The organism is Pseudoalteromonas sp. P1-13-1a (assembly GCF_001401875.1).
In the GTDB taxonomy this organism is placed as follows: domain Bacteria; phylum Pseudomonadota; class Gammaproteobacteria; order Enterobacterales; family Alteromonadaceae; genus Pseudoalteromonas.
In genome coordinates this window covers 20,217-46,641 of sequence record NZ_LKDV01000032.1, presented here as the reverse complement: position 1 = coordinate 46,641, position 26,425 = coordinate 20,217, and the positions used below count along the sequence as shown (strand labels likewise).

Here is a 26,425-nt window from a genome sequence, read left to right as displayed (position 1 = left end):
ATGTAGGCAACAAAGAGTTTATCGCCCCTAGGCAGAACCCGAAGGGCAGCGCATGTTTGGCATTTATGCTGCGTTATCGCCTATTTATGGGGAGTAACCACACTTCATAGGCTCTGGCTTGCCTAAAAACCAAACAACCGCTGAAAATTTAACCACCAAAGTTCAACACGCCCTAATTAAATATGTTACTCCAATCTTGTTTGATCAGTGCGGGAACAGCTTCTTTTGGTACTGGCTTACTAAATAAATAGCCCTGAAAATGCCTACAGCCTAACTGATTTAAAAACTGTAGTTGTTGTGTGTTTTCAATGCCTTCAGCCACACACTCTTTACCTAGGCTATGCGCTAAGGTGAGCGTTGATTGAATAATCGCTTCATCATCAGAGTCCACACCAATATCTTGCACAAAGCTTCTATCTATTTTCAATACATCAATAGGAAAACGTTTTAAATACGTGAGTGAGGCATAGCCTGTACCAAAGTCATCCATGTAGAGTTTACAGCCAAGTTTTTTCAGCATTTCCATACTATGTAGTGCTCGTTTTGAGTCGCGCATTAAAATAGACTCAGTGATTTCAAACACTATCGCGTCTGAAGGTACATCAGCCTTTGTAAGTGCCTTATGGATTTCAGTTACCAGCTCTTCGTATTCAAAATCAAGCGCAGAGAGGTTAATCGACAAGTACAATTGTGGCGATATTTCTCGCCATTGTTTAAGCGCTTGTAACGCACGGGTAAAGGTCTGCAGCATTATTTTTGTTATTAAGCCAATGCTCTCAGCCGCTAAAGAAAATTCTTGCGTTGGCACTAGCGTGTTTTCAGGCCAGCGTAATAACACTTCAAAGCCTTCGGTTTGCTGAGTGCGCGCATTCACTATGGGCTGATAATAATTACAAAACTGTTCTTCTTGGTATGCTTTAGTGAGCAACGACTCTAAATGCAGTGCTTTTTGTACATGTTGGTTCATCTCCTGCTTGTAAAACTTATAACTACTTTCGAGGGACTCTTTTGCATGATACAGCGCGATACTCGCAGCTTTTAAAAGCGCTGCGTGATCGAGAGCGTCATCAGGTGCTATTGCAACACCTATGCTTAAATTAACGTTTACCACCTGGCCATTAAATTCCATATTTTGGCTGACAGAGTCTATCAATTTAGAGCAAATAAGTAGCACTTCTTCAATTTGTTGCACATCTTCCACCAGCACAACAAATTCATCGCCGCCAAAGCGGGCCACACTGGCTGATGGGCGTAATGCGCGTTTAATGCGCTTAGCCACTTGCTTTATTAGCTCATCCGCCGCTTCACGTCCAAATGAATCATTAAAGTATTTAAACCGCTTAATATTTACATGCAGCATAGCGACTTTGCATTGATGATTTTGTGCTTGCTCAATAGCATGCTCAACCCTGTCGTTAAACAGCATGCGATTAGGTAAACCGGTTAAGGAATCGTAATTAGCTAAAATATGTAGCTCATTTTCGGCCAATTTTTGTGCATGAATATCGGTTAAAATAATAACGTAACTGCTTAAGCGATGTTCTGTGTCGGCCACTGCACTGATTTTTACTAATACATGGCGCTGCTCGCCACTGGCGAGGGTAACTAAGTCTTCACACGAAAAGTGCTCACCTACATTAAGTTTTTGCATTATCCGCAGGTAGTCAAAGCGGTTGCTTCGCGATATACCTAAATTAAGGGCACGGCTAGAGCGTGGCTCACTCGGAAAGTTAAAGGCCGTTTGCAATGATTTGTTTGAGGCGCGAACCGTAAAGTTTTTATCAAGAATAAACACCCAATCACGTGTTTGCTCAAACGCTGCGGTAAACAAACGCGCATGCTCTTCAAACACCATCTCGCGGGTCATATTGGTGTAAGTACCCGCTACTTTTTTAGGAGCCTGACCGCTCCACTCCACCACTTTGCCAAAATCTTTATACCAACGCCAATAGCCTTTAGCGTGGCGTAAGCGATAGGTGCAATTAAAGTAGCCTTTGTCGGTTGATAGAAACTCTAACCATTCTAATCTAAAAAGCGCTTTATCTTGCGGGTGAATTTTAGCGAGGTAATCATCTAGGCTTACACTTTCTTGATCATACCCAAGTTCATTACATAAGCGAGGTTGGTAAATACTACTGGATGTTGACTGCCAATCCCACATACCTGATTCACTTCCCTCTAAGGCTAATTTTAAGCGCGCTTCACTTTCTTTACTTTCTTTATTTGCCGCTAATAAGATGCGCTGAACTTTGTTGCGGCGCATTACCCAAAAAGCAATAAATGCTATAAACAAAATAGCATAAAGCACTATAAAATACGGTGCTCGCCACAGTGGATACTTAACACGAATTTTTAATACTGCAGGCGGAGTATACTCGCCTGTAAGCGGGTCTTTAGCCCATACCTTTAATTGGTAATTACCTGGGTTTAATTTTGGAAATAACACCCGATTATTATTACGCGTGTACGTTTTTTGCCCATCATCAAGCTGATACTCATAAATTATGCGCTCTTGATAGCTAAACGCCATTGCTGAAAACGCCACTTCTAAACCGATATCATCATGATTGAGTACTATTTCATTGAGTGGCTGTTTTAAATCGATAGATAAATCACGCGACATTAAATCAACCCGAGTGATATTTACGTGGTCAATTAATGAATGGTAATTTTGATTTTCCATTGGATGAAAATACGTAATGCCCTTTAAGCTACCATAGGCAATTCGGCCATCTTTTAGGTGCGCCATAGCACTGCTGTTAAACTCAGCTGAAAGCAGTCCTTCTGATGTAGAAAACTGCTGAAAATGAAGTGTTTCTGGGTTTAGTCGCCATATACCTTTATGACTACTCATCCAAATCATACCATCATCATCCAGTACCATGTCGTAAAGTAAGGTACCTAGCTTGTTTTTTTCTAAATCAACGGTGTGCACTAACTCATAGCTTTTAGCATCAAGTCCTATCAAGCCAAAGTTAGAAAGCGAAATCCATAAAATACCATTGTTATCTACCACGTAAGAAAGCACATTAATAGCCACATTGTCGTGTTGTTTTGGCACTTTATAAATGGTGTTTAACGTTAATGTGGTTGGATTTACTTGGTACAAAATACCCGCATTAAAAAACAGTGGCATATCGGGCTTGGTTGCCAGCGCTGGCGAAAAACCATGCGCCAAAAACGGTTCTATTTTGCTAAAAGCCCCTTCTAATCGGGTGACTTTCTGGGTGTCGATATTGTATCTAAACATGCCATGATCTGAGTGCACATAGTATAAATCACCGTTTGGCATTAAAGTGACACCATGCACCCAACCCTGTATTAAGTCTCTATTGCTAGGATTACTTAAGGTTGGCTCGTTAATTTGATGGGTTACAGGGTCAAATTCAAATAACCCTCTGTTTGTATGTAACCATAACTTATCTTTGTAGGGAATAGCTTCATAAATGCTAAATTCAGTAGTCAATAAGTCGACTTTATAGTCTTTTAAGTAAACCTTGCTGGTGTGAGTACTCAAGTCAATTTCAGTTAAGCCATTGTGTGTTGCAAGCCACAGACTGTTATCGTACTCCGTAATGCCCCAAACCGAAGGATGAGAAAGGCCATCCCCCCCCAGTTGGCTACCATCTATATTGCTAAAGTGGTAGGTATTATTAGACAGATAAAATGCACCATCGGTTTTTGTAGCTAGCCAATAGCCACCCGATTTATCTTTAACCATGTCTATCATACTGGTATCAGATAGGCTGTATTTACTTTGCGTTATACGGGTGTTTTTTACTAACTCTTTCGTATTTAAATTAAATCTAAAAAGCCCTTTATTGGTCGCTAGATCTAGCTCTTCGCCTTCGTTAATAATGCGCCATACATTTAAATCGGCAATAATGGCTTTGTTTTTAAATGCTAAGTCGGGACGTTCAAACATGCCCGGCAAATCGCTAATATCAACTTGATATAACCCCTTGACGGTACCAACTAGCAACTGGTTGTTTTCTATTACAGAAAACGACTTTACGTTGTTTTGGTAAATATGTTCAGCTTTGCTTTTTAAATGCTGCAACGCTCTAATTTGCTCAGAAGCAATATCAAATACAAACGCGCCATGGCTAGTACCTATAAAAATATACCCATTATGATGAAAAAGCTCTCTTACTAAGGTGTTTTCGTATTCTTTAGGCAACTCAAATAAGCTCGTTATTTTACCTGTTTCGATATCTAATTTAGCAAAATCGCGTCCACGCCCAATCCACAAAGTCTTGTCATCAACAGCGACCATACTAAATACCGATTGGCTTAAAATTTGTTTTTCGCTGGTAGGCTGGGAAATAAACTGCTGGTAGGTATCAGTAGTGGGGTCATATTTGAATAAACCAGCGAGTAAAGAAGCTATCCAAATATTGCCCGCGGGGTCTTGATAAACACAATCAATAATAGCTTCTTCAAGCTCGCCATTAGGGCCGTTAATTGAAACAACTTGGTAGCCATCGTAACGATTTAACCCCCCTTCCGTAGAGAGCCATAAATAACCGTTATTATCAAGCAGCATAGTATTCACATAGCTTTGCGAAAGGCCCTCGCTGGGAGATAAACGCTTTACTTGTGCGCCCACTTGGCAACTAAATATAGCAATTAAAGCTATAAAGCAACTAATGATCCCGTTAACGCCTTTACTCATGGCTTGGTCCGTTGTTTTTGTTATAGGTATTCGAGAGCAACTATATTTCGATGAGCATAAATATCAAAAAGTGCTTTTAAACCAGGAGTATATGTTAATACCTGGTTAAAACCAAGGCCCATATATAAAGCTGTAATACTTTTATAAGCAAAGGTGTAAAGTGGTAGGGGCTGGTGTTTTACTGCAGCACTTACAAGTTGTGTTGCCAGCCCTTTACTACGATGCTGAGGGGCAACAAATACGGTCGATAAAAATAAGAAGTCGTGTTTATTTTGAATCCGACACGCCGCAACTATGTGCATTCCTTTGTAAACAACCCAAACCTGATCTTGCTTATTGGCACGCCCTCTTACGCTATACTGTGCATAAAACTTATTAACTAATGGAGTTTTAAGTGCGTCTAATATTTGTACTGTGTACATACTAGCTTAGCATTAACGCCAAATACTGCTCAAACTGTTGCTTTAAAAATGCTTGCTCAGCCACCGGGCGGCTATGAATGGTGTTGTAAACTTGTTCACGTGTTTTTTTATTACGTTTAATTTGATAAGCCCAAAATGATGCCTCGTAATCTAATTGAATCTGGTATTTTTGCTCTCGAGGTAAAGCACATAAATTAAAACTCACAACCACTCCTAAGTACGGTTAATTATCCGCATTTATTATACGTATATTTGATACTATTTACTGTTTAAAAAGCAACAAACATGGGCAAAAAGCAGACTATTTTGTTATTATTTGCTGCGATCATTTGTCCCTATCCCCATTTTAAACGGAAGTAATCTTGCAGATACAACCCAATGCTTTGTTTTTATTAGTCGTTTTATTTTTTAGTAAAATCACACTCGCCAATCACAATAGCGTTATATTTAACCGCCCCGCCGACTCAGCTCAAGCAAGCTATGCGCTCGCTTTACTCACATTAGCCTATAAAGAACTTAACTACGAAGTACACATAATTGATTTTAATCGCCAAAATGCATTATTAGCAGCCAATAATGGGGTGTTAGACGGCCAACTTGGGCGTGACATAAGCATAGAAGCAGATAATCAAAACCTAATTAGAATTAACTACCCGCTGTTTGACTATAAGCTTTTGCTATTTAAAAACTGCCAACCCAATACTCTCGATAAGCTCGATAGTATTGCGGTTTTGTCGGGTTATCCGGTTCAACACCATTATTTGAAAGAGCAAAAATTTAACGGCAATATTATTGAAGTAAAAAATATTACAACCCAACTTAACCTACTAGCCCAACATAAAGTTGAGGGGGTAATTATGCTCGATTTTGTACTTAAAGCCGATAACTTTGCCCTGCCTGAGACGTGCATGCAAACCCAGCTGCTAAGTACGTTTTCGCTCTATCATTATGTACATAAAAAGCACGCGGCTTTGGTAAGTAAATTATTGAATGCTTTAAATAAATTGCACAATAACGGTACTACTCGCGCGTTGCGTGCAAAGTATAATTTAAAATATTAATAAGTCACACTAGGTTTAAAATTCAAAGCCTTGTTGTTTGTCCAAAGTAGTTTGAGATTGGGCTGCTTGGCGCTTTTGCAAATACCGTTTGTAGCGCTGCTGGCATAAGCTAAGTACTTTCTTTTTTTGCGCGTTGGTTAATGTGTTCCAATTAAAGCGCTCATCCCGGCTTCGGTAGCAACCTTTACAATAGCCTCGGTTATTTACTTGGCAAATACTTTTACAGGGGCTTGGAATATCAAATATTTCAATTTGTTGCATTGTGCCCCCTAAGTAGATTAATTACTTTGTACGAGTATAGCGTTATTTATGTACAAAAAAAAAGCAGCGTTTACGCTGCTTTTTTTACGCCAACGAAGCTGCCTAATGGCTTTCCTTACATGCTTTGTTTGTGATTTCAGCTTTACGTTGAAATGGCTTTGCATACATGGCTAAAACAAGTGGCTTTAGCTCTTCAGGCACCAAGGCTAAACGCTGCTCAAAGGTGGCGGTATCCGGCTCATTAATTACTGCTTGCTTGCAACCACCGGCAATGTAATTACCTGGGTGTAAGTAAAAAGACTCAACAATGTGCTTATCAATTGTTTGCGCTAGCTCATCGGCATCATCGCAGCCGCTTTGCACTGGCTCTCCAAAAGCTAAGTGTACATGCCCTTTGGCAGAGCTAAACCCTTCAACAATACTTGCAATGTCTTCGCCAGCTGATTTTACGTATTCACCATGTTGCTGTTTATGGTAAAGCTCTTTTGCTTTAGAAATTGCACAAGGCTCATACTGGTAAGAAATAGACACCGGAACAATTTTTAACTCTTTAATGTACTCACCAAACTCTTTCTTTTGTTTACGGCCATTCAGTTGCAGCATTTTTAGAAGCGCAGGATCTGTTTGATCAAATCCATCTTTTGCACGGCCTTCTTTTTGGGCAATCCAAATAGAGTTTCCTGCCGCTAACGAGTCATAAATATATGATGATAACTGCGTAAGCGCCTTAAGCATCTCTTTAGGTGCTTTGGCTGAGCGCTTAACGATAAAGCTTTTATTTAAACGCATCAGCTCGGTGATATAGGGTATTTGCAATAAATTATCGCCAATTGCTATGCGCACCGTCTTCATATTGTGCTGATACAACCCCCAGTTCACTAGTGCAGGATCCAGCACTATGTCGCGATGGTTTGATATAAATAAATACGCCTGCTGTGGGTCTAATTTATCTAAACCCGAAAAGGTGACTTTTGAGGTAGTGCGTTTTATAAGTTTATCTAAATACTCTGCAACTTCGTTTTGCACATCTTCAACGCTCGTAAATTTACCCCATTTTTTTCGTAACTGGCTTCTCACCAGTGCGCGAGCAATAAAAGGTATAGCCGATATAAAGCGCGGCAAGTTGTACTTTGCTATTACATCAATAAACGCATTATCGTTAATTAAACGCGCTAGCGAGGCCGCAACTTCGTCGTCGTTGTAAGGTCTTATGTCTGCGTACTTATCTTCTAATTCACTCATTACTGCATCTACAATGTTAAAAAACGGCACGCAAAACGTACCGTTTATATATAATTTTGATTATAACTCAGCCACTCTTAAATAAGAAATAGCCAATTGGTTATGCTTATTTGCGAGCCATTTCAGTTTATGACCACGCAAAAAGAAGTTGGTGCATTGTTTTTTAGTCTTATCAACTTTAATAAGGCTTGCTGACCTTTCATGGGTAAGTAAGTTCAACCTCAAAATAAAAACAGGCCCCAGCGATATAGCCCGCTAAAATATCATGTTATTTATATTTGAGTGGGCAGACCAGCCAATTTAGACTTTTATCAATAGCCTGACTTTTTGTACTAAGCATTTGGTAGTAATAGCATTAACATAAGTGTGTATTCGTAGTACCTTAAACACTCTTGTCATTTTACGGTACGCATTTAGATAGGACACACAATGAAAATCACCATTCTCGATAACGCTACTTTAGCTAAAACCTCGTTAACTTGCATTGAAGAACTAGGTGAGCTAACGACTTACGAACTTACCTCACCTGAGCAAGTTGTTGCTCACAGCCAAGGCGCGGACGTCCTTATTACCAACAAGGTTGTGCTAAATCGCGATACGATAAGCCAACTTAAAACACTTAAGCTTATATGCGTAAGTGCAACAGGCACTAATAATGTTGATTTAAACGCCGCTGAAGAATTTGGTATTGCCGTTACCAACGTAGCAGGCTACTCAACCCCTTCGGTTGTACAGCACACGTTTTCGTTGGTAACTAATTTATTAGGTAATACGCATCGCTATCAACGCGATTGTCAGCAAGGTGCATGGCAAAAAAGCGAAATGTTTTGCAGATTAGACTACAGCTTTAATGATTTACAAGGTAAAACATTTGCCATTATAGGTGGCGGCACGCTGGGTAAAGGTGTAGCCACAGTAGCACAAGCATTTGGCGCAAATGTAGTGGTGGCAGAGCGTAAAGGTGCGCCTTGTAGGAAAGACCGCACACCTTTCGAAGAAGTATTAAAAACCGCTGATATAATTAGCGTGCACTGCCCGCTAACTGATGAGACACGCGATTTAATTTCGTTAGATGAGCTAAAAATGATGAAACCCAGCAGTATTATTATTAATACCGCCCGCGGTGGCATTATAAACGAAGCCGACCTAGTAACAGCGCTTGAGCAAAATTTAATTGCTGGAGCAGGCGTTGATGTACTAACAAAAGAGCCAGCAGAGCTCACCAACCCACTAGCAAATTACACCGGCGAAAACTTGCTGCTTACCCCTCACATAGCCTGGGCAAGCACAGAGTCAATCGTACGCTTAATTAATGAGGTGAGCTTAAACATAGCAGCCTTTACTAACGGTGAATCTCGTAATCGTTTAGTGTAACGTATTTTGGCTATACTATATTTAATTGACCTAAATTAGCCTAATCGTTAAAAAAACTAAAAAGTGGCTGTTTTTACTAATGATTTTTATAATTCATCATTTAAAAATAGTCACAAAATCATAAGCTATTGAATTTTAAATCTTTGTTATATTGGCCTACTACTTGCCTTGAATGAGTAAATAATTAAATTAAAACTCATCAAGGACTATAACAATGAAAAAATCACTTTTAGCTGCAGCACTTATTGCCCCGTTTCTAACCGGTTGTGTTATTGCCGTATCAGATGGCGAAGCAGAAACGCACTGGGCAGGGAATGACTCATCAAGTTGGCAACAGCATCATAAAAAAAACCGCGAAGCAATTGCCGATCTAAAAATGGATAGCAGCTACCAATCTGTTTTAGCACAATTAAAAACGCCAAGCTTTACCGAACTGTTAAAAAAAGACGGTGATGTGTATCAGGTACTTTATTACATGACGCATAGTATTCACTCTGATGGAAAAACAACAAAAGATGAGTGCACACCGTTGGTGTTTAAAAATGATAAACTGGTGGGTATTGGTGAAAGCGCGCTGGGTATGATCACCAAATAACAACGTGCTAGTAAAATATAGTTGCCCCGCTCGGTAATAACATAATGTGTGGGGCCGATTTAAACAAGGCTTTGTGAAAACACAGCCATATTACAAGTTAAGCGCAACCACCTGATCACGACCTGCATCTTTTGCGGCATATAGCCCTAGGTCAGCTTGTTCAAGTAAAGCCTGCTCGGCACTGGCGTTGCCGTTTTCCATACTCGCAATACCAATACTAATTGTAATATGATCTGCATTTAAAGATGCTTTGTGCTCTATATTTAAATTGTTTACCGCTTTTCTTAGCTTTTGTGCAAAGGCTAATGCCTGTTGTTTATTAACATCGGGTAAGACCGCTGCAAACTCTTCCCCCCCGTAACGCGCTATAAAGTCAGTACTACGCTCACATTGCGCTGCTAAGGCTTGCGCAACCTGCTTTAAACACTCATCACCAGCACGATGTCCATAGCAGTCGTTATAGCGTTTAAAGTGATCGATATCCATTAATAAAACAGATAAGCATGAGCCATTACGTTTGCTTCTGCGCCATTCGCGAGAGAGGTTTTCGTCTAAATAACGCCTGTTGGGTATTTCTGTTAAGCCATCAATGGAGGCAAGCATCTCAAGCAAATCATTTTTTTGCTTAATAAGTAATTGATTACGAACTCTCACTTTTACTATAGATGCATTAAAGGGCTTAGTGATGTAATCCATTGCACCTAACTCAAGGCCTTTGGCTTCATCGGTGTGGCTATTATTAGCCGATATAAACACGATAGGGATAGATTGCGTAATAGGGTTTTCTTTAAGCTGCACAAGCACTTCGTAACCATCAATGCCTGGCATTACCACATCTAAAATAATTAAATCGACCTGATTTAATTTAATAAAGGTGAGCGCTTTTTCGCCGCTTTCGACTAAAAATACGTCATGCTCCGTGCCCAGTGTTTTTTCAAGCACAAGCCGATTAAGAGGATCATCATCCACAATCAGTATTTTAGCTTTTTTCGGCATCCCGTCCCCCTAAGGTTTCAATAAATATAATCACTTGTTTTAGCTGTGTGATCAGCTCTTTTAAACTTTGCTGAACAGGCTCGTTAGTTGTTTTAAGATGCGCTTCACATTGTTTTGCACACAGTGAAAGCCTAATAAACCCTAAGTTACCCGCAACCCCTTTTATGCTATGCACTAAGCGTACCACTTCATCCCGCTGGGTATTTTCCTCAATTTGCTGTAATTGGGTGTCACATAACTTTGCAAACTTCCCGACCATAGTTGCCAGTAAAGTTTCATCAAAATTAAACTGGGTAAGCGCAAAGTTTTGGTCGTAAAACTTAGGTTTTGTAAAGTCTACGTCCCTAATTGCATCTATCAAAACCTTAGCTACCACAGGTTTTGTTAAATGCTTATTCATACCACTATTAAGAGAGCGCTCAACATCTGCAGGCTCACAATGTGCTGTTAAAGCAAAAATAGGCAGTTGGCGTGCGTCAAACTGTTGGCGAATTAATTGTGTTGCTTGGCAACCGTCAATATGCGGCATTTGCACATCCATCAAAATTAAATCCGGCTTTAATATTTGTAGCAGCTCTATTGCCTCGGGGGCATTGGTGACTGTAACTACATTAACTTGGGCTTGCTTTAATACACTGCTAATAATGTCTAAGTTAAGTGGGTTATCATCAACCGCCATGATAAGTAAACCCGATATATCTTTTTTTAGCGCTTCATGATTGCTGGCTGATGCAACGTGTTCATCCCCCGCATTCGCGTTTAAGCTCATTAATCGTTGTGCTAACGCTGAGGCTTTAACATGCTGTGCGTTGATTTGGGTAGTACAAGGCAATGCTAATGTGTGCTCATGATTAACGACAACCACAGGGTATGCGTTGGCGCTGAGCGTTTCGTTTATAGATTCAACATTTAATAAATCGTTCAACGTACTTTCATCAATAATCAGTTGCTGGGCGTCAGCAAGCTTTATTGGGTAGCGTATTGCCTCTTCTAAGTGAATAGCAGCCACTTGCGAATAAGCATTAACAACCTCGTTTAGTTGTGCTGTCTCATCGCTCACAACAGCTAATGTATCAGGCATAAATACACTATTTTTAGCCGTATCTACTGCAAGCGATAAAGTAAAGTAAAACTCACAGCCATGGCCTTTATCACTATTAATAGCAATTTCGCCGCCCATCAATGCAACGCCATGCTTTACTATGGCCAAACCAAGCCCTACTCCTTGGTGGATACGTGTAGATGATTCATCCCCTTGAGTAAACGCATCAAACAGTCGCAGTTGGTCTGCTTTGGCAATCCCCACCCCACTGTCTATGACATGAAAAGATATACGCTGCCTATCTAAAGCATCATCTTCTTCAAGTACCAATTTTAAGGTAATACTGCCTTTATTAGTAAACTTAACGGCATTAGTGAGTAAGTTACCTAATATTTGCTGTAAACGGATCGAGTCACCAACGAGCGCGGGAGTTATGAGTGGGTCTACTTCAATATTAAAGCTTAACCCTTTATTTTCACACAGTGGCGCTGTTAAGCTCTCACAAATATCAATCAGTTCAACTAAACAAAAAGGCACCGGTTTAATTTGTGCTTGCGAACTCTCAACACGGGCAAAATCAAGCATCCGGTTTAGCATTAACAATAAGCTTTGCGCCGCGTTTTTAGCTTGCTTAGTTTGTTGCAATTGCTTATTTGTTAATCCCTGTTCCACTATCATATCTAATAGCCCTAACACAGCGTTTAGAGGCGTGCGTATCTCATGGCTTAAGTTAGCGATAAAGCGGCTTTTGGCTATTGTTGCACGCTCTGCATCATGCTTTGCTTTAGTCAGCGCACTGACATCTTGAATATGAATAACGTAATAAGAAGGGTCCCGATTTTCATCCCACACCAACGACACACTTAGCTGCAGCCAATTTGTTAGTTTTCCTTGCGAGAGCGTTAAATGGTAGACCCGCTTTTTATCATCTAATAAATGGCAAAGCGCATTTTTTATTTCTTGCCACTGCGCTTCATCAAATAACATTTTTAGTGGCTCACCAGTTAAAATATCTTGCTGTGAAAACAACTTACGAGCCGCTTTATTAACCTGCAATATGGTGTGTTCAAGCGAGAGCAGCACCACGCTGTTTGCTGCAAATTCTATCGCGCTTCTAAACTTAGATTCTGAGGCTTTTAAAGCCGATAAAGTTTGTTGCTGTTCAGTAATGTCTCGCCCAATCCCCATAGTGCCCAATAAATGTTGGTGCTCATTATAAAATGGCGCAATCGTTAATTGATAAGATTTGTCGGTGCTATCTATGCGTTGTTCAATGCTACTTTTTGTTTGCAAAACTTGCTTTTCAAGTAGGCTTAACTGTAAATCGTCGCTGTCTAAATCTTCAATACGTTTACCGACTAAAATTGCTTGCTCTTTTCCTACATAAGCTTCAAAAGCTTTATTACAGCCTAAAAAAGAACCATCAATATTTTTAAAGTAAATAAGATCAGGCACACTATTTAGCATGGTATTTAATAATGCCAAATGCCGCTCTTTTGCTTCATAACTGCGTTTTAGCTTTTGTGATTGCAGCTGTAATTGCTCATCGAGCTCTTTATTAGCCTCTTGTAACGACTCGACTAACTGTGCATTTTTATCAAATACATATTTAACCCGAGAAAACCAAGGCTGCCAATTTAAAGGAATGGGATAATTAGAAAGGGCGGCTTTAGGGGCATCATTTTGCTCAAAATATTGCATTAAATGCGTCATTGGCCTTACAAAAATACGCTGGCTTAGCCAAAAAAACACAGCAAACATTAAGCTTAAAAATAACGTTAAAAATACAAACTCCAAAAGTACCTCATACTTAATTGGCGTGATGACGTTTATTTGCGGCTCATAAAAGGCGGCATGAATGGGCAAATTCCCCATTGCTTGCATAAAAAACTGTGCGTGTGTGTTATTGGCTAGGTTTATTTTTTCATTATCATGAGCAAGCTCAGGCCAATAGTCTTTTAATGCTGTGGCTTCGTTTAATTGTTTTACTGAGCTGGCTATAACTTGATGCGACTGGTTCATAAATACATATTCGCCTTCGCTTGGTGCTACTTTTTTAAGCCAGTCAGACATAGCTTCTAAATCATAAATTAAAATGATGTAGCTGGACGAGTTAGGCTGCTTTTTACGGCCAATAGCAAAGTAGGCGCTATCGCGTATTTTTACTATGGGGCTGGAGGTAAGCTGATCAGGTGAAAATGCGGGCTTAAAACTACCATTTAAAACTTTATTGAGCATGGTGCTTTGGCTTTTGTTACGCCTCACAACATACGCAAACCCCGCTTCATCGACATAGGCAACGGCTGATAAGGATTGCATAAGCGATAAGGCAGTATTAAAAGTCGGACTAAGGGTTGTAGCTTGCTGCCACTGAATCAACGCACGGTTAGAAAAAGCAAACTGCCCTTTACCCACTATTTCACCTCGGCGTTCGCTAAAATGGCGGTAGTAGTAATTGTCGTATTGATTTATACCTTCAAGTAAGTTTCGATTAAATTGCTCAACACCCAGTTGTTGATACGATATAAAGGCATTGTCGAAAAAGTCATTTACCGAGCTCATGATATGACTAACTTGAGCTGACACTTGCTCAAAATCGGCTTGACGTTTTTCTATGGCGCGATCAACTTTTATATTATACAAATGCAAGCACAATAAAAATGCCACAAATAAGGGAACAAACAACGCTACAGATAAAGAGCGGTAATAGTCTTTTAGAGGTAAAAATTTCAACGTTTTGCCTAAGTTTTGGCCCGATAGTCAGCCACTAGACTATCGGGCCAAATTGTTCTGCGCAAGTTATAAATTTTCTTCTGCAAAGGAGGCCAAACGGCTGCGCACTACGCCATTTAAATTCACCGTCGCACTGCCTTCAAAGTCTTTAAAGCGTTCCACAATATAAGTAAGACCGGAGGTCACAGGGGTTAAATAATTGCTGTCTATTTGTGCTAAATTACCGCTACAGATTAGTTTTGTTCCTTCACCACAACGGGTAATAATGGTTTTAAGCTGAGATGCAGTTAAATTTTGGCTTTCATCCAAAATTACCACCGCGTTTTGAATACTACGGCCACGCATAAAGTTAACCGACTTAAACTGCACATTAGCTTTTTCCATTATGTAGTTACGGCTAGAAATTGGGTTTTCATCGCCTTTGTGTAACACCTCAAGCGTATCGGTAATTGCCGCTAACCATGGCGCCATTTTCTCTTCTTCGGTTCCTGGTAAAAAACCGATAGACTCCGCTATTTCTGGGGTATTTCGCGTAACGATAACCTTGTCATAAATCCCACGTTCAATCACCATTTCAAGCGCACTGGCCAGTGCCAGTAATGTTTTACCGCACCCTGCTGGGCCGGTTAAAATAACCAGCTCAATGCTGGGGTCTAATAAGGCGTCGAGTGCCATACCTTGGTAAATATTTTTAGGTTTAACTCCCCACGCTTGCTGGTGCATTAAACGCTCAACACTAATATCTTTTAATTTAATACGTTCGTTATCGTACGATTTGACCCGCGCAGCAAAGTGCTCACTGCCATCAAGTATATACTCATTGCAAAACACATCTGGGATTAAGTTTTTAGCCACATAATGAAAAGTATCACGGCCATGCTGCAGAGTTTCGCATTGCCCTACATGCTGCCAAAAGTCTCCTTCTATTTTTTTATAGCCACTGGTTAATAAAGCAATATCATCAATGAGCTGGTCGGTACGGTAATCTTCAACATATTTAAGGCCTGCCCCCTTGGCTTTAAGACGCATATTTATATCTTTTGTCACCAATACAATTTTTGAATCGCTGTGCTGCTTTTGTAAATACACGGCACAGTTAATAATGCGGTGGTCGTTTTCATCCCCCGGTAAACCAGAAATAGAATCTGCAAAAAGGTGGTCATTTACAATAATGAGCGTGCCGGTTGAATCAGCCTTTGCCTTTTTATTACTAGGCAACGCAACACCCTGCAACATTTGCTCTGGTGTGGCATTTTTTAATACCTCATCTAAACCACGAATAGCCACTCGTGCATCGCGGCTTACGTCGTGTTTTCTGTCTTTAATGTGATCAAGCTCTTCTAAGACAGTCATGGGAATAACAACGTTATGTTCTTGGAAAGACAAATAAGCGAGGGGTTCGTGGAGTAATACATTGGTGTCTAGCACATACATTTTACTTTCAAGGTTCGAAGCTTTTTCCATAGCACTTTCCTTACGTTTTATGATTTTTATGCTATACCAAAATAACTAAGTAAAACGGGCCTTAATTCAAACCTGCAATACTTAATTGCTAAGGCATAATCTAAGTTTAGTCTATTTGTCATAAAAGTCCGTTTTATTACAAACACAATATAGTTTTTATTTACCTAAAAAAGAGCCATTTGTTAGCACTGTTAATGGGATTAATTCGCACTTATAAAATTAATTAAAAGTGAGCCAAATAGCGCCTTGCAGTGGTGTTATGTAACAGGTAACATAGCCGCCTTTTTCTTCATAGACGAGACATACATGAATTTTTCCTTAGGTCAGCGTTGGATCAGTGATACAGAGTCAGATTTAGGATTAGGCACCGTAGTTGCCATTGAAGGCCGCCAGGTCAGCATTTTATTTCCTGCCAGTGGTGAAAACCGTGTTTATTCTACAGCAGAAGCACCGGTTACCCGTGTGGCATTTAATCCAGGTGATGTGATCAAAAGCGTTGAAGAATGGGAATTAGAAGTAGAGTCTATTGAAGTGCAAGGTGAACTGCTTTGCTACGTGGGTACGCGCGTTGATACCTGCGAAGAAGCAAAGCTAAAAGAGACCTTTTTAGATCATTTTATTAAGTTTAATAAGCCACAAGATCGTTTATTCGCAGGCCAAGTAGATCGTTTTGATCGCTACACCTTACGTTACCAAACTTGGCAACACCAATTTGAACGCCAGCAATCGCCTATAAAGGGCTTAATTGGCCAGCGTGCTAACCTTATTCCGCATCAGCTTTATATTGCACAAGAAGTAGGTAAACGTTTTGCCCCACGTGTACTTCTCTCAGATGAAGTAGGTCTTGGTAAAACCATTGAAGCAGGCATGATACTACACCAACAAATCATTAGCGGCAGAGCAAGCCGTGTACTTATTGTGGTGCCAGAAAACCTGCAACACCAATGGTTAGTAGAAATGCTACGCCGCTTTAATTTACGTTTTTCTATTTTTGATGAAGAGCGTTGCGATGAAGCCTTTGCCGACTCACCAAACGTATTTGATACCGAGCAGTTAGTACTTACCAGCCTTGAGTTTTTAACCAAGAAAAAACGCTGGTTTGAACAAGCCACATTGGCTGATTGGGATTTACTAGTTGTTGATGAAGCGCACCACTTAAGCATTAATAACGGAAAACCAAGCACCGAATATCAACGCATGGCTGAACTTAGCCAAGATATTCCGGGGCTTATTTTATTAACAGCAACGCCTGACCAACTTGGCCACCGTAGCCACTTTGCCCGCTTACAATTACTCGACCCAGATAGATTTTACGACTACGACGTATTCAAAGAAGAAGAAGCAAACTATAAAGACGTTGCCGAAGCGGCTAATCAGCTACTGCAAGCGCAGGCCCTTGATGATGCAGCCAAAGCCACACTCATTGAGCTATTAAAAGAAACCGATATTACCGATGTGCTTGAAAAAGCGCAGCAAGGTGATTTACCGGCGCGTAAAGAAATACTTAACATGCTGCTTGACCGTCACGGCACAGGTCGTATTTTATTTAGAAACAGCCGCAGCGGAATTGATGGCTACCCTAGCCGTAAATTACATGCTTATCCAATGGCACTGCCAAAGCAATATAAAACAGCCATGTCAGTACTTGGCAGCATGAGCGGTATACAAAGTGCAGAGCTAAGCGCACAACGCGCGCTATTCCCTGAAAAAATATTTCAAGAGTTTGAAGGTGAAAGTGCTAGCTGGGGTGCATTTGATCCACGTGTAGATTGGTTAATCGACACACTTAAGACCCTAAAGCACGAAAAAGTACTGCTTATTTGTGCCAAAGCCGAAACCGCTATCAGCCTTGAGCAAATTTTGCGTGAGCGTGAAGCAATAAAAGCCTCTGTGTTCCATGAGGGCATGTCGATTATAGAGCGCGACCGCGCGGCAGCCTTTTTTGCTGATGAATACGACAACGCACAAATACTGCTTTGTTCAGAGATTGGCTCAGAAGGACGTAACTTCCAGTTTTCACATCACTTAGTGTTATTTGATTTACCACTAAACCCTGACTTACTTGAACAACGTATCGGTCGATTAGACCGTATTGGGCAAACAAAAGATGTTAATATTCATGTGCCGTATTTTGAAAATACAGCGCAAGAAGTATTACTGCGTTGGTACAACGAAGGCCTTGATGCATTTGAAAGCACATCAACCACTGGCCAGTTATTGTATAAAGAATTTAGTGAAGACCTACTTGACTACATTGCTGCTCATAATTGTGATGAAGAAGAGCTCGACCCCCTACTTGAGCAAGTAGCCAAACAAAATGCCGTGCTACGCAAGCAAATGGAAAGTGGCCGTGACCGCCTATTAGAGCTACATTCATCTGGCCAAGGTGCAGCTGATTCATTGGTAGAAGAAATTGAAGCACTTGATAACCAATTTGAGTTACCAAGTTACATGATCAACGTATTCGACACATTTGGCGTAAGCCAAGAAGACAAAGGCGAAAACACCATTATTTTAAAGCCAACAGAGCATATGCTAAGTGCATCGTTCCCAAGCTTAAAAGATGATGGCATGACGGTGACATTTGACCGCGACACCGCCCTTTCGCAAGAAGATGTCCACTTTATTAGCTGGGATCACCCTATGGTGCAGGGCACCATGGATATGATTTGTGATGATGACTTTGGTAGCGCATCGGTTGCACTGCTTAAAAATAAAAAATTACCACCAGGTACCTTTTTTGTTGAGCTAATATTTGTAGCCGAAGCAATGGCACCAAAAGCCCTGCAAGTAGGTCGCTTTTTACCGCCAACGCCTATTCGTATATTACTTGATAAAGCCAGTAATAACCTCGGTGAAAATGTGGCATTCGACAGCTTTAACCAACAGCTTTCAGCCGTTGGGCGTCAAACTGCAAGTAAATTAGCAGGTGCTTTACAAGGTGCCGTTCACCCAATGATCAACACCGCAAAAGACATGGCTCAGCAACAGCTTGAGGTTATACGCAGTGAGTCACTTGAAAAAATGCAAAGCACCTTAGGTGAAGAACAAGCTCGCCTTGAAGCGCTTAAGCAAATTAACCCTAATATTCGCCAAGAAGAAATTACCTTCTTCGATAAGCAGCGCAGCGAGCTGACAACGCATATAGAAAAAGCCCAATTAAAACTTGATGCGATACGCTTAATCGTAGTTTCACACTAAGGTTTTTGAGCTATCAGTTTATAGCTATCAGCCGTTAGTTATATCTTGTTCTAACTAAACTACATTTCAAAAAGCACGGTTTACAGGCCGTGCTTTTTACATTCACCTCTACAACCACTCCTCAGTATCTTGGCCACCTAATATAGCCATTATTTCAATACCTATTTCTGTAACTCTATAATAAATGCTGTCCGAGCCACAAACGGCACGTCGATAGCCTGTGCGTATATGATCAACTGATTGGTATGAATAAGGATTTGCTGCTAGTTTTTCAAACATAGAGAAGAAACTATAAAAGTAAATATCTGCTTGCTGTTGTGAAAATGCGTGACAGCCATATTGATAAATGCGACGTAAATCCTCTTTGGCATCGTTTGAAAGCTTAAATGTGCGCACTACTTAATGCTTGCTTTAAATTCTGCTAACATTTGATCAGCAGATTGAGCACTAAAACCGCTTTTTTCTGCGTTAGCAAGCTTACTGTTTATAGCTTCAGCCCTTCTTGCACGGCGAATTAAATCGTTCACCAATTCACTTTTATTAGCATAATCACCTATGTTTTCAACGTGATTACGAAGCCATAAATCATTTTGTTCAGTAAGTGAAATACTTTGCCTTGCCATAATATGTTCCCATAACTTTAGGTTGGTGTAATTTTACACCAGATTAAAAAGCATGCAATTAAACTTTTATCTTTTCCTTGAGCCTTTGCGCTCGCTCCCCTAAAATAGCGCCCTGCAAAATTACTGAGGTCGGCCGTGTTAGTTAATTACAATCCCCCAATGAGTCCGTATTTAACAATACTGCACCAAGATGACGACTTGCTCATCGTTAATAAACCCAGCGAACTTTTAACCGTCCCAGGTAAAGATCCAAAACATGCCGATAGCTTAATTAATCGCGTTAACCGTGTTTTTCCTACAGCTAAAATAGTGCACCGCCTAGATATGGCAACCTCAGGCATACTTTGCCTTGCTATGAATAAGGCTGCGCATCGGCATTTAAGTATGCAGTTTCAAGAGCGTGAAACGGCAAAACGCTATATTGCACGTGTTTACGGCCAACTTGAGCAAGATACTGGGTCGGTTGATTTACCCCTTATATGTGATTGGCCTAATCGCCCTAAGCAAATGGTTGATCATGAAAACGGTAAGCCCTCGCTCACTCACTTTAAAATACTGGCAAAAGAAGCGCACGCAACACGTGTAGAGCTCACGCCAATTACAGGGCGCTCACACCAACTACGCGTGCACATGCTAAGCCTTGGCCACCCAATACTGGGCGATAGACTTTATGCCCATAAAGAGGCCCTAGCCGCGGCACCACGTTTACAACTGCATGCACAAATGTTGCAACTAAAACACCCCGTGACCGAGCAAGTAATGACCTTTGAGGTAGAGCCCGATTTTTAATAGGTAAAGCTCACAAAGTTAGTACTAAACTTTTACCTTAGCGCGCCGATACTTAGTTATTACTTATGTTTTGGGCTTACTATGATATTTGCGCGGCTAATCAAAAAAACACTACACAGTGTATGTTGTTGCTCGGCGTTATGCTTAAGCGCCTATGCCAGTGCTGCAGAGCATATATCACCGCCTGCTTTATCAAGTATCGAAAATAGCGATATAAAACGCCTACTACCCAATGATGAAATTAAACCCATACTTGCTGGTGATACAGAGTTTTTAAGCTTGTATAGCGAATACATGAGCCGCGAGTTTAGAGGCATTGTATTACTCATTCCTGATTGGAACTCGACCCCCACCAGCAATGCTGGCATGAGTTACCTGCGAAAAGCGCTTACTAATTTAGGTTACACAACCTACGCCATGACAGTACCCGATATAGATTGGCAAGCAAGTAACATGGCTGCGCCTGCACAATCAGCGACCCAAGCAACTAAGCCCGCGCAAAATGAAGCCCCTACAGAAACGGCGCAAAATAACAGCGACGATGCAGCCACAGCAGCCCAAGAGCCACATTTTGTTAATGCCATTGATTTGGTAAGTGATGAGGTACTAAGTAACTACAAAACTAATTTAATAATGCGTTATGAGGCGCTCTATCAAAACGCGATGAGCGAGCCAAATAATATTGTCGTTATAGCACAAGGTACCAGTGCGGGAGTATTGCTAGAATACTATGCAAACTTTCCTGACTCGCGAATAGATGCGTTTATAAGTTTAAGTAGTTATTTACCCAATACACAGCGCAATAAGGGTTTAGCGCAAACGTCATCCCTAGTGACCCCCGCTTTGCTTGATATTTACTATGCAAATGATAATACCGATATACTTATGAGCCTTAAAAACCGTCAGCGCTGGGTAAATCGTAATGCTAAATTTGATTACCGTCAGCGCCAACTGTTTGGCCTACGCGATGCGCCAGAGCAGCATGCTCGCTTAAGCAAAATAATAGACGGCTTTTTACGCCGCCTTTTTTAAATACTCGTAAGCCGCTTGAATATCTTGGCTTTTTTTAACAGCTACTTCCATCATGTGCTTAGGCAGCCCTTGAGAGACTAATTTATCAGGATGATGCTGCGCCATTAATTTACGATACGCGACTTTAATATCTCGTTGCGTCGCGTCGCTACTTAACCCTAATAAAGCCAAGGCCTGGGAGCGGTTCATGCTGTTATTAGGGGGCACATGATGGCCAGTTCCTTCACGGTAACTGCTACTTTGACCTTGCTGCTGTTGCTTATACTGTTGTTGTTGCTGTCTAAAACTAAATTCAGCTTGGTAGCGCTTAAGAATAAAAGCAAAATGGGTTTTAGAAATACCCAGTTGTTTACTTACCTCTTGTAACAGCTGTTTTTCTTGCTCTGCGAGTACGCCATCTGAAAATGCCATTTGAATTTGAATTTCTAAGAACAATTGCAGTAAGTCGTAACGTTTTGCAAAACGTTCTTTAAAGTCATGTACCGTTTCTTTAATCGAAAAGTCGCTGTCTTTACCAGATTGAAATGCATGTTGAGCTTCGCGACGTTCGTCGCCTTTTAGCCCCATTTCGTCCATAAACATACTTGCCGCTTTTATGTGCACTTCGCTTACGCGACCGTTCGACTTTGCTATATGCCCCATAACTGCAAAACAGCTCGAAAAAAACAACGCCTGACGCTCATTCACATCATCACCTTTAAACAAACCTGAAAAGCCCCCGGCTTTATCAAAATCGTTTTTTAAGCTTTTATCAAATAAATGGCCGAGGTATAAACCTAAAATGGCACCAAAAATCTTGCCAAACATAAAGCCAAAACAAAAACCGAGTATTTTTCCCCACATCTAATTAACTGCCTCTATTAAAGTGTGCTTTGTATGCGCTCGTTGAGCTGCGCGAGTCGCTGTGGTGTGCCGATATCGTCCCATTGACCTATATAAAGCTCAGTTGAGATAACATGTTGAGCGAGTTTTTCTCGCAATATTGGTCCAAGTGGGCGCACACCTGGCGCTAGCCCTTTGAAAAAATCTGCCTGGTAACGGCTGATTCCCGAAAATGTATACTTTTGACTTTCAGCCGATAAGTGGCTTAACGCAAAATCCCCTTTTTCATTGTGAGGAGGGTTTTCGACTAACACAATGTGGGCCTCGCCATCTTGCAGGTGCAATTGTGTAAGCGCATTCACATCGTAATCTGTGTATACATCACCATTAATTACAATAAATTGCTCGCCAAGCAGTGGCAGCGCCTGAATGATCCCTCCTGCGGTTTCAAGTCCGCCCTCAGCCTCTTGGCTATATTCAATGCTCACACCAAACTCAGCGCCATTTCTAAAGTAGCTTTTTATTTTATCCCCTTGCCAAGCTAGGTTTATAACAATGTCAGTAATGCCAGCGGCTTTGAGGTTATTAATATGATGCTCAATCAGCGGTTTACCCGCCACTTTTAGCATAGGTTTAGGCATAGCTTGAGTAAGCGGCATCATTCGCTGGCCTCGCCCGGCAGCTAAAATCATGGCTTTCATGTGCGCTCCTTTGCAAGTTTTAATGTCACCTTTGGTATTACAGTGCTACTTACCCATTCACTTAATGCTGCAAGCTCAGGGTAGCACTTGGCAACATCAACAATGTAATCCAACGTAGGTAAAATATTATCAAGGTAACCGGTTTTTCCATCGCGTAAATAGAGGCGGCAAAATATTCCCGCCGCCTTTAAATGACGCTGAATACCCGTTAAATCAAACCACTGTTTAAACTGCTCAAAAGAAGTATCTGTTATTAATTTTTGCGCTGTAAATTCTTCATACCCGTACTCAAGCAGCTGATTAAGCTGTGCTTGTGGCAACTTAAAATAGCAATCGCGTAACAGCGACACTAAGTCATAACACAACGGGCCGCGCACGGCATCTTGGTAATCTATAATTGCCCACTGCTCATTGCTATACATAATATTACGGCTATGGTAATCGCGATGAACCGTGACCGTAGGCTGTGCTAGCATAGCGTTCGTTAATAGCTCACAGCTTTGCTGCCAAATTGCTTGCTGCTCTGCACTGAGTGTTAAGCCAATAAAATCTGTCACCAGCCATTGGCTAAAAATATTCAGCTCAAGATGTATAAATTCTTTATTATAATTTTGCATAGCTGCTGATTCAGGCGTGTTGGCCCAGCTTGCCGCTAAACAAATTAATTGCTTGTAATATTCATCTCTATTTGGCTCATCAAGCTTATCGGCTAAGTGGGTATTTCCTAAGTCACTTAACACAAAAAAGCCTTGCTCTTCATCGCTTGCTATTATTTCGGGTAGTAAAAAGCCGTTGTCGGTGAATACTTTATTTAAAGAGATATACGGCGCGTTATTTACTTTTTGTGGGTCGGAGTCCATCACTATAAACGCTTTTCCAGCACAGCTTAAACGATAATAACGGCGAAAGCTGGCATCCCCAGTAATGGCTACTAAGGAGTGTGGTTTAGCATCAAAGTGCGTATTTATAAATAGTTGTAAATTATCAAAGCGTGTCATTATATAAGATGTCTATTTTTATAGGTCAATTACTGTATTTGCCATTGTTTTCCTTTATTATGTCTAGCTTATAATAAACCAAAGAGCATTAAGGTCGATAAATGAGCAAAACCTGGGGCATATTGATGCTAGGCGTAATTAGCGCACCATCGCTTGCCGAAACTGAACTGGCACACAACTTATGTGGCATTTCAATGCAAACCAGAGCTTGGCAACCTCTACCAAACTTAGCGGTAGGATCGGTTGATATACAAGCTGACGATGTAGAGCTCCTAGGCACTCAAAGCGCTGAATTTACCGGCAATGTTGATATTAACACCCTTGATATGAGTTTGTCCGCACAAACTGCGCTTATAGACAAACAGCGCGGTTTACTCAATGCAACAGGCCCAATTACATACCAAGACCGCGTAAGCCAAGTAAACAGCTCAGGTTTAAATGCCGATTTAAATAACTCTCAAATAAGTCTACTCGGTGCCGATTACAGTTTAACCGCGCAACAAGGCAAAGGTGGCGCTGAAAAACTCACTGTTGATGAGTCTGGCTTATTGTTAATGAATGCAAGCTTTACTACCTGCCCTAGTGATAAACCGGTTTGGGAAATAGAAGCCGATGAAATTAACCTCTCTCGCGAAGAAGGCTGGGGCGAAACCTATAACGCCGTGTTACGTATCCTTGATACCCCTGTTTTATATTTGCCTTATTTCACATTTCCGCTGGATGAGCGACGCAAGTCGGGCTTATTAACACCGAGTATTTCAAGCTCCGACCGTTATGGCCTTGAAACTGTTACCCCCTATTATTGGAACATTGCGCCTAATTTTGACGCCACCATTACGCCACGTTATATGTCGCGCAAAGGCTTACAGTTGCAAACTGAGTTTAGATACCTGAGCGAGCAGCATGAAGGGTTAGTCGGTATTGAATATTTAGATAGTGATGATTCGGAGCCAAGCCTTGATGAGCGCTACATGTTTCATTGGCAACAACAAAGCTATTTAAGTGAAGACTGGCGAGCCAATGTGGACGTCACCAACGTCAGTGATGATAACTACATCACCGATTTAAGCTCTAACTACGCCAATAAAACCGATACCCAACTTTATCGTACCGGGTCGGTGACTCACCTTGGTGACACATGGCGTACCGATATTAAGTTTCAAAACTTCGAAGTACTGGGTGATCACTTAGAGTCGTATGCCGCAGTTCCACAAATTAGCTTTACGCAGACCGCACCTTGGCGCTTTGATCACTTTGACTTTAGTTTGTCTGGTGAAGTAAGCCACTTTACTAACGACTCTTCAGAAATTGCTATAGACAGCGCTACCCGCGTACATGTAGAGCCAAAAGCGCGATTTAATTACGCAACGCATGCGTGGTCGTTTCTCTCAGAAGTGAGTTTATTGCAAACAAATTACAAACAAAGCGGTGATTTAACGGGTACGCAATACAGTGATAGCGTTTCGCGTACTTTACCAAAAGTACGTTTGTATTCGCAGCTTAACTTTGAACGCGACACCTCATATTTTTTTGAAGATGGCATTCAAACCCTTGAGCCACAAATACAATATTTATACACACCGAATAAGGATCAATCAGAAATTGGTCTGTTTGATACGACTCGCTTACAAGATGACTTTTTTGGCCTATTTAGAGATACACGATTTTCAGGCGTGGACCGTATAGCTGCAGCTAACCAATTTACGCTAGGTGCAACAACCCGATTATTTGATAGCAAACAAGAAGAAGTATTTAACTTTAGCGCGGGTCAAATCTTTTACCTAAATGATTCGGCTAAACCTACTGAGCAAGGTTTAGACTCGCAAACTAACTACAACGCGCTGTTTGCCGCACAAACAATGTTACATTGGCATCGCCGTTGGTATTTATCTGCGGGTATGCAATACGACTCTGATGGCAAGCAAATGATTCAGTCAAATGTCACTCTTGATTACAAAGGTGACAATAATGAGCTAGTTCAGTTGAACCATCGCTATGCAAATGATGTCTCAGGAAATACAATCGAGCAAACGGGTGTATTTACAAGTATCCCAATTAGTGAACAGTGGCAATTTATTGCAAGCTATCATCGGGACCTTGAAAATAATCGAAGCATCGAATTTTTAAGCGGATTACAGTATGAGTCGTGCTGTTGGGCAATCCAAATTACTGGCCACCGTCAGATTGAAACCGATTTAAATCAATCTATTGGGCAGCAACAAGCCACTTTTGATTCAGGTATTAGTTTAAACTTTGTATTAAAAGGGCTGGGCAGTAAGAGCCGTTACGATGCACAAAAATTATTGCAACAAGGTATTTTTGGCTACCGTAGACCGTATTTTCTTAATAATTAAGGCAAACGAGCAATTAAGGTGATACTTTAAAGCCCTAAAA

At 41.0% G+C, this 26,425-nt stretch carries 20 protein-coding genes; 7 read left to right on the top strand and 13 right to left on the bottom strand.

The features are described from left to right. Positions 1 to 172: 172 nt before the first annotated feature. Genes AN391_RS16560 through AN391_RS16550 form a run of 3 tightly spaced genes read right to left on the bottom strand, consistent with a single transcriptional unit; the run spans position 173 to position 5,302 of the window. Positions 173 to 4,675, bottom strand: a complete 4,503-nt coding sequence (locus AN391_RS16560) for an EAL domain-containing protein (RefSeq protein WP_055016424.1) — start codon at positions 4,673 to 4,675, stop codon at positions 173 to 175. Positions 4,676 to 4,695: 20 nt separating this feature from the next. Further along, a complete protein-coding gene (locus tag AN391_RS16555) occupies positions 4,696 to 5,097 on the bottom strand; it encodes a GNAT family N-acetyltransferase (RefSeq protein WP_055016423.1) in 402 nt (133 codons plus the stop codon). Between the two features lies 1 nt (position 5,098). Next, positions 5,099 to 5,302, bottom strand: a complete 204-nt coding sequence (locus AN391_RS16550; RefSeq protein WP_055016422.1) for a DUF3283 family protein — start codon at positions 5,300 to 5,302, stop codon at positions 5,099 to 5,101. Positions 5,303 to 5,459: 157 nt separating this feature from the next. On the opposite strand from AN391_RS16550, the gene AN391_RS16545 reads away from it, so the two are divergent. Continuing rightward, the gene (locus AN391_RS16545; RefSeq protein WP_055016421.1) at positions 5,460 to 6,158 is read left to right on the top strand and encodes an ABC transporter substrate-binding protein; all 699 of its coding nucleotides are present in this window, start codon (positions 5,460 to 5,462) and stop codon (positions 6,156 to 6,158) included. 15 nt (positions 6,159 to 6,173) lie between these two features. Here the strand turns inward: AN391_RS16545 and AN391_RS16540 are convergent, their stop codons facing one another. Together AN391_RS16540 and AN391_RS16535 are read right to left on the bottom strand one after the other, a co-directional pair. Next, positions 6,174 to 6,419 carry a DUF1289 domain-containing protein gene (locus AN391_RS16540; RefSeq protein ID WP_055016420.1) on the bottom strand — a complete coding sequence of 82 codons (246 nt, stop codon included), beginning with the start codon at positions 6,417 to 6,419 and terminating at the stop codon, positions 6,174 to 6,176. A 102-nt stretch (positions 6,420 to 6,521) separates the two neighbouring features. Then, complete coding sequence (locus AN391_RS16535) at positions 6,522 to 7,661, bottom strand: 1-acyl-sn-glycerol-3-phosphate acyltransferase (protein WP_055016430.1); 1,140 nt, start codon at positions 7,659 to 7,661, stop codon at positions 6,522 to 6,524. A 429-nt stretch (positions 7,662 to 8,090) separates the two neighbouring features. Here AN391_RS16535 and AN391_RS16530 point away from each other — a divergent pair, with 429 nt between their 5' ends. Both AN391_RS16530 and AN391_RS16525 read left to right on the top strand, forming a co-directional pair. Next, positions 8,091 to 9,035: a D-2-hydroxyacid dehydrogenase gene (locus tag AN391_RS16530; protein WP_055016419.1), complete on the top strand. Its 945-nt coding sequence runs from the start codon at positions 8,091 to 8,093 to the stop codon at positions 9,033 to 9,035. Positions 9,036 to 9,249: 214 nt separating this feature from the next. Beyond that, positions 9,250 to 9,630, top strand: a complete 381-nt coding sequence (locus AN391_RS16525) for a DUF3192 domain-containing protein (protein ID WP_055016418.1) — start codon at positions 9,250 to 9,252, stop codon at positions 9,628 to 9,630. A 90-nt stretch (positions 9,631 to 9,720) separates the two neighbouring features. Here AN391_RS16525 and AN391_RS16520 read toward each other — a convergent pair whose 3' ends face one another. The 3 genes from AN391_RS16520 to AN391_RS16510 form a co-directional block, all read right to left on the bottom strand. Then, the gene (locus tag AN391_RS16520) at positions 9,721 to 10,626 is read right to left on the bottom strand and encodes a diguanylate cyclase (protein ID WP_055016417.1); all 906 of its coding nucleotides are present in this window, start codon (positions 10,624 to 10,626) and stop codon (positions 9,721 to 9,723) included. Further along, on the bottom strand, positions 10,610 to 14,401 hold the full coding sequence (locus AN391_RS16515; protein WP_055016416.1) for a PAS domain-containing hybrid sensor histidine kinase/response regulator: 3,792 nt from the start codon (positions 14,399 to 14,401) through the stop codon (positions 10,610 to 10,612). The genes AN391_RS16520 and AN391_RS16515 overlap by 17 nt, the downstream gene beginning before the upstream one ends. A gap of 66 nt (positions 14,402 to 14,467) precedes the next feature. Then, on the bottom strand, positions 14,468 to 15,865 hold the full coding sequence (locus AN391_RS16510) for a PhoH family protein (protein ID WP_055016415.1): 1,398 nt from the start codon (positions 15,863 to 15,865) through the stop codon (positions 14,468 to 14,470). A gap of 306 nt (positions 15,866 to 16,171) precedes the next feature. On the opposite strand from AN391_RS16510, the gene rapA reads away from it, so the two are divergent. Further along, on the top strand, positions 16,172 to 19,066 hold the full coding sequence (gene rapA / locus AN391_RS16505; RefSeq protein WP_055016414.1) for an RNA polymerase-associated protein RapA: 2,895 nt from the start codon (positions 16,172 to 16,174) through the stop codon (positions 19,064 to 19,066). Positions 19,067 to 19,174: 108 nt separating this feature from the next. Here the strand turns inward: rapA and AN391_RS16500 are convergent, their stop codons facing one another. Both AN391_RS16500 and AN391_RS16495 read right to left on the bottom strand, forming a co-directional pair. Then, positions 19,175 to 19,462, bottom strand: coding sequence for a type II toxin-antitoxin system RelE/ParE family toxin (locus tag AN391_RS16500; protein ID WP_055016413.1), 288 nt, complete (start codon positions 19,460 to 19,462; stop codon positions 19,175 to 19,177). Continuing rightward, the gene (locus AN391_RS16495; RefSeq protein ID WP_055016412.1) at positions 19,462 to 19,689 is read right to left on the bottom strand and encodes a hypothetical protein; all 228 of its coding nucleotides are present in this window, start codon (positions 19,687 to 19,689) and stop codon (positions 19,462 to 19,464) included. The genes AN391_RS16500 and AN391_RS16495 overlap by 1 nt, the downstream gene beginning before the upstream one ends. Before the next feature lie 135 nt (positions 19,690 to 19,824). Between AN391_RS16495 and rluA the strand changes: the two genes are divergently transcribed. Both rluA and AN391_RS16485 read left to right on the top strand, forming a co-directional pair. Then, positions 19,825 to 20,478 carry a bifunctional tRNA pseudouridine(32) synthase/23S rRNA pseudouridine(746) synthase RluA gene (rluA, locus tag AN391_RS16490; protein WP_055016411.1) on the top strand — a complete coding sequence of 218 codons (654 nt, stop codon included), beginning with the start codon at positions 19,825 to 19,827 and terminating at the stop codon, positions 20,476 to 20,478. An 81-nt stretch (positions 20,479 to 20,559) separates the two neighbouring features. After that, positions 20,560 to 21,510 (top strand): DUF3530 family protein, encoded by a 951-nt coding sequence (locus AN391_RS16485; protein WP_082429345.1) that lies wholly within the window; start codon positions 20,560 to 20,562, stop codon positions 21,508 to 21,510. On the opposite strand, the gene djlA is transcribed toward AN391_RS16485, so the two are convergent. From djlA to AN391_RS16470, 3 genes are read right to left on the bottom strand one after another with little or no spacing between them, the layout of a single operon-like run. Then, positions 21,493 to 22,353 (bottom strand): co-chaperone DjlA, encoded by an 861-nt coding sequence (gene djlA, locus AN391_RS16480; RefSeq protein WP_055016410.1) that lies wholly within the window; start codon positions 22,351 to 22,353, stop codon positions 21,493 to 21,495. The genes AN391_RS16485 and djlA overlap by 18 nt on opposite strands. Before the next feature lie 17 nt (positions 22,354 to 22,370). After that, entirely contained in the window at positions 22,371 to 23,033 is a 663-nt protein-coding gene (gene murU / locus AN391_RS16475; protein WP_055016409.1) for an N-acetylmuramate alpha-1-phosphate uridylyltransferase MurU, read from the bottom strand. Beyond that, the gene (locus AN391_RS16470; protein ID WP_055016408.1) at positions 23,030 to 24,031 is read right to left on the bottom strand and encodes an aminoglycoside phosphotransferase family protein; all 1,002 of its coding nucleotides are present in this window, start codon (positions 24,029 to 24,031) and stop codon (positions 23,030 to 23,032) included. The genes murU and AN391_RS16470 overlap by 4 nt, the downstream gene beginning before the upstream one ends. Positions 24,032 to 24,132: 101 nt before the next feature. Between AN391_RS16470 and lptD the strand changes: the two genes are divergently transcribed. After that, positions 24,133 to 26,385 carry an LPS assembly protein LptD gene (lptD, locus tag AN391_RS16465; RefSeq protein WP_055016407.1) on the top strand — a complete coding sequence of 751 codons (2,253 nt, stop codon included), beginning with the start codon at positions 24,133 to 24,135 and terminating at the stop codon, positions 26,383 to 26,385. Positions 26,386 to 26,425: the final 40 nt, after the last annotated feature.

What these genes read in the sequence shown, in the direction of transcription:
- djlA (WP_055016410.1), bottom strand. Translation starts at nt 22,353, where the DNA reads ATGTGGGGAAAAATACTCGGTTTTTGTTTTGGCTTTATGTTTGGCAAG.
- AN391_RS16495 (WP_055016412.1), bottom strand. Translation starts at nt 19,689, where the DNA reads ATGGCAAGGCAAAGTATTTCACTTACTGAACAAAATGATTTATGGCTT.
- AN391_RS16540 (WP_055016420.1), bottom strand. Translation starts at nt 6,419, where the DNA reads ATGCAACAAATTGAAATATTTGATATTCCAAGCCCCTGTAAAAGTATT.
- AN391_RS16470 (WP_055016408.1), bottom strand. Translation starts at nt 24,031, where the DNA reads ATGACACGCTTTGATAATTTACAACTATTTATAAATACGCACTTTGAT.
- AN391_RS16485 (WP_082429345.1), top strand. Translation starts at nt 20,560, where the DNA reads ATGATATTTGCGCGGCTAATCAAAAAAACACTACACAGTGTATGTTGT.
- AN391_RS16535 (WP_055016430.1), bottom strand. Translation starts at nt 7,661, where the DNA reads ATGAGTGAATTAGAAGATAAGTACGCAGACATAAGACCTTACAACGAC.
- AN391_RS16510 (WP_055016415.1), bottom strand. Translation starts at nt 15,865, where the DNA reads ATGGAAAAAGCTTCGAACCTTGAAAGTAAAATGTATGTGCTAGACACC.
- AN391_RS16555 (WP_055016423.1), bottom strand. Translation starts at nt 5,097, where the DNA reads ATGTACACAGTACAAATATTAGACGCACTTAAAACTCCATTAGTTAAT.
- AN391_RS16525 (WP_055016418.1), top strand. Translation starts at nt 9,250, where the DNA reads ATGAAAAAATCACTTTTAGCTGCAGCACTTATTGCCCCGTTTCTAACC.
- murU (WP_055016409.1), bottom strand. Translation starts at nt 23,033, where the DNA reads ATGAAAGCCATGATTTTAGCTGCCGGGCGAGGCCAGCGAATGATGCCG.
- AN391_RS16560 (WP_055016424.1), bottom strand. Translation starts at nt 4,675, where the DNA reads ATGAGTAAAGGCGTTAACGGGATCATTAGTTGCTTTATAGCTTTAATT.
- AN391_RS16520 (WP_055016417.1), bottom strand. Translation starts at nt 10,626, where the DNA reads ATGCCGAAAAAAGCTAAAATACTGATTGTGGATGATGATCCTCTTAAT.
- lptD (WP_055016407.1), top strand. Translation starts at nt 24,133, where the DNA reads ATGAGCAAAACCTGGGGCATATTGATGCTAGGCGTAATTAGCGCACCA.
- AN391_RS16530 (WP_055016419.1), top strand. Translation starts at nt 8,091, where the DNA reads ATGAAAATCACCATTCTCGATAACGCTACTTTAGCTAAAACCTCGTTA.
- rapA (WP_055016414.1), top strand. Translation starts at nt 16,172, where the DNA reads ATGAATTTTTCCTTAGGTCAGCGTTGGATCAGTGATACAGAGTCAGAT.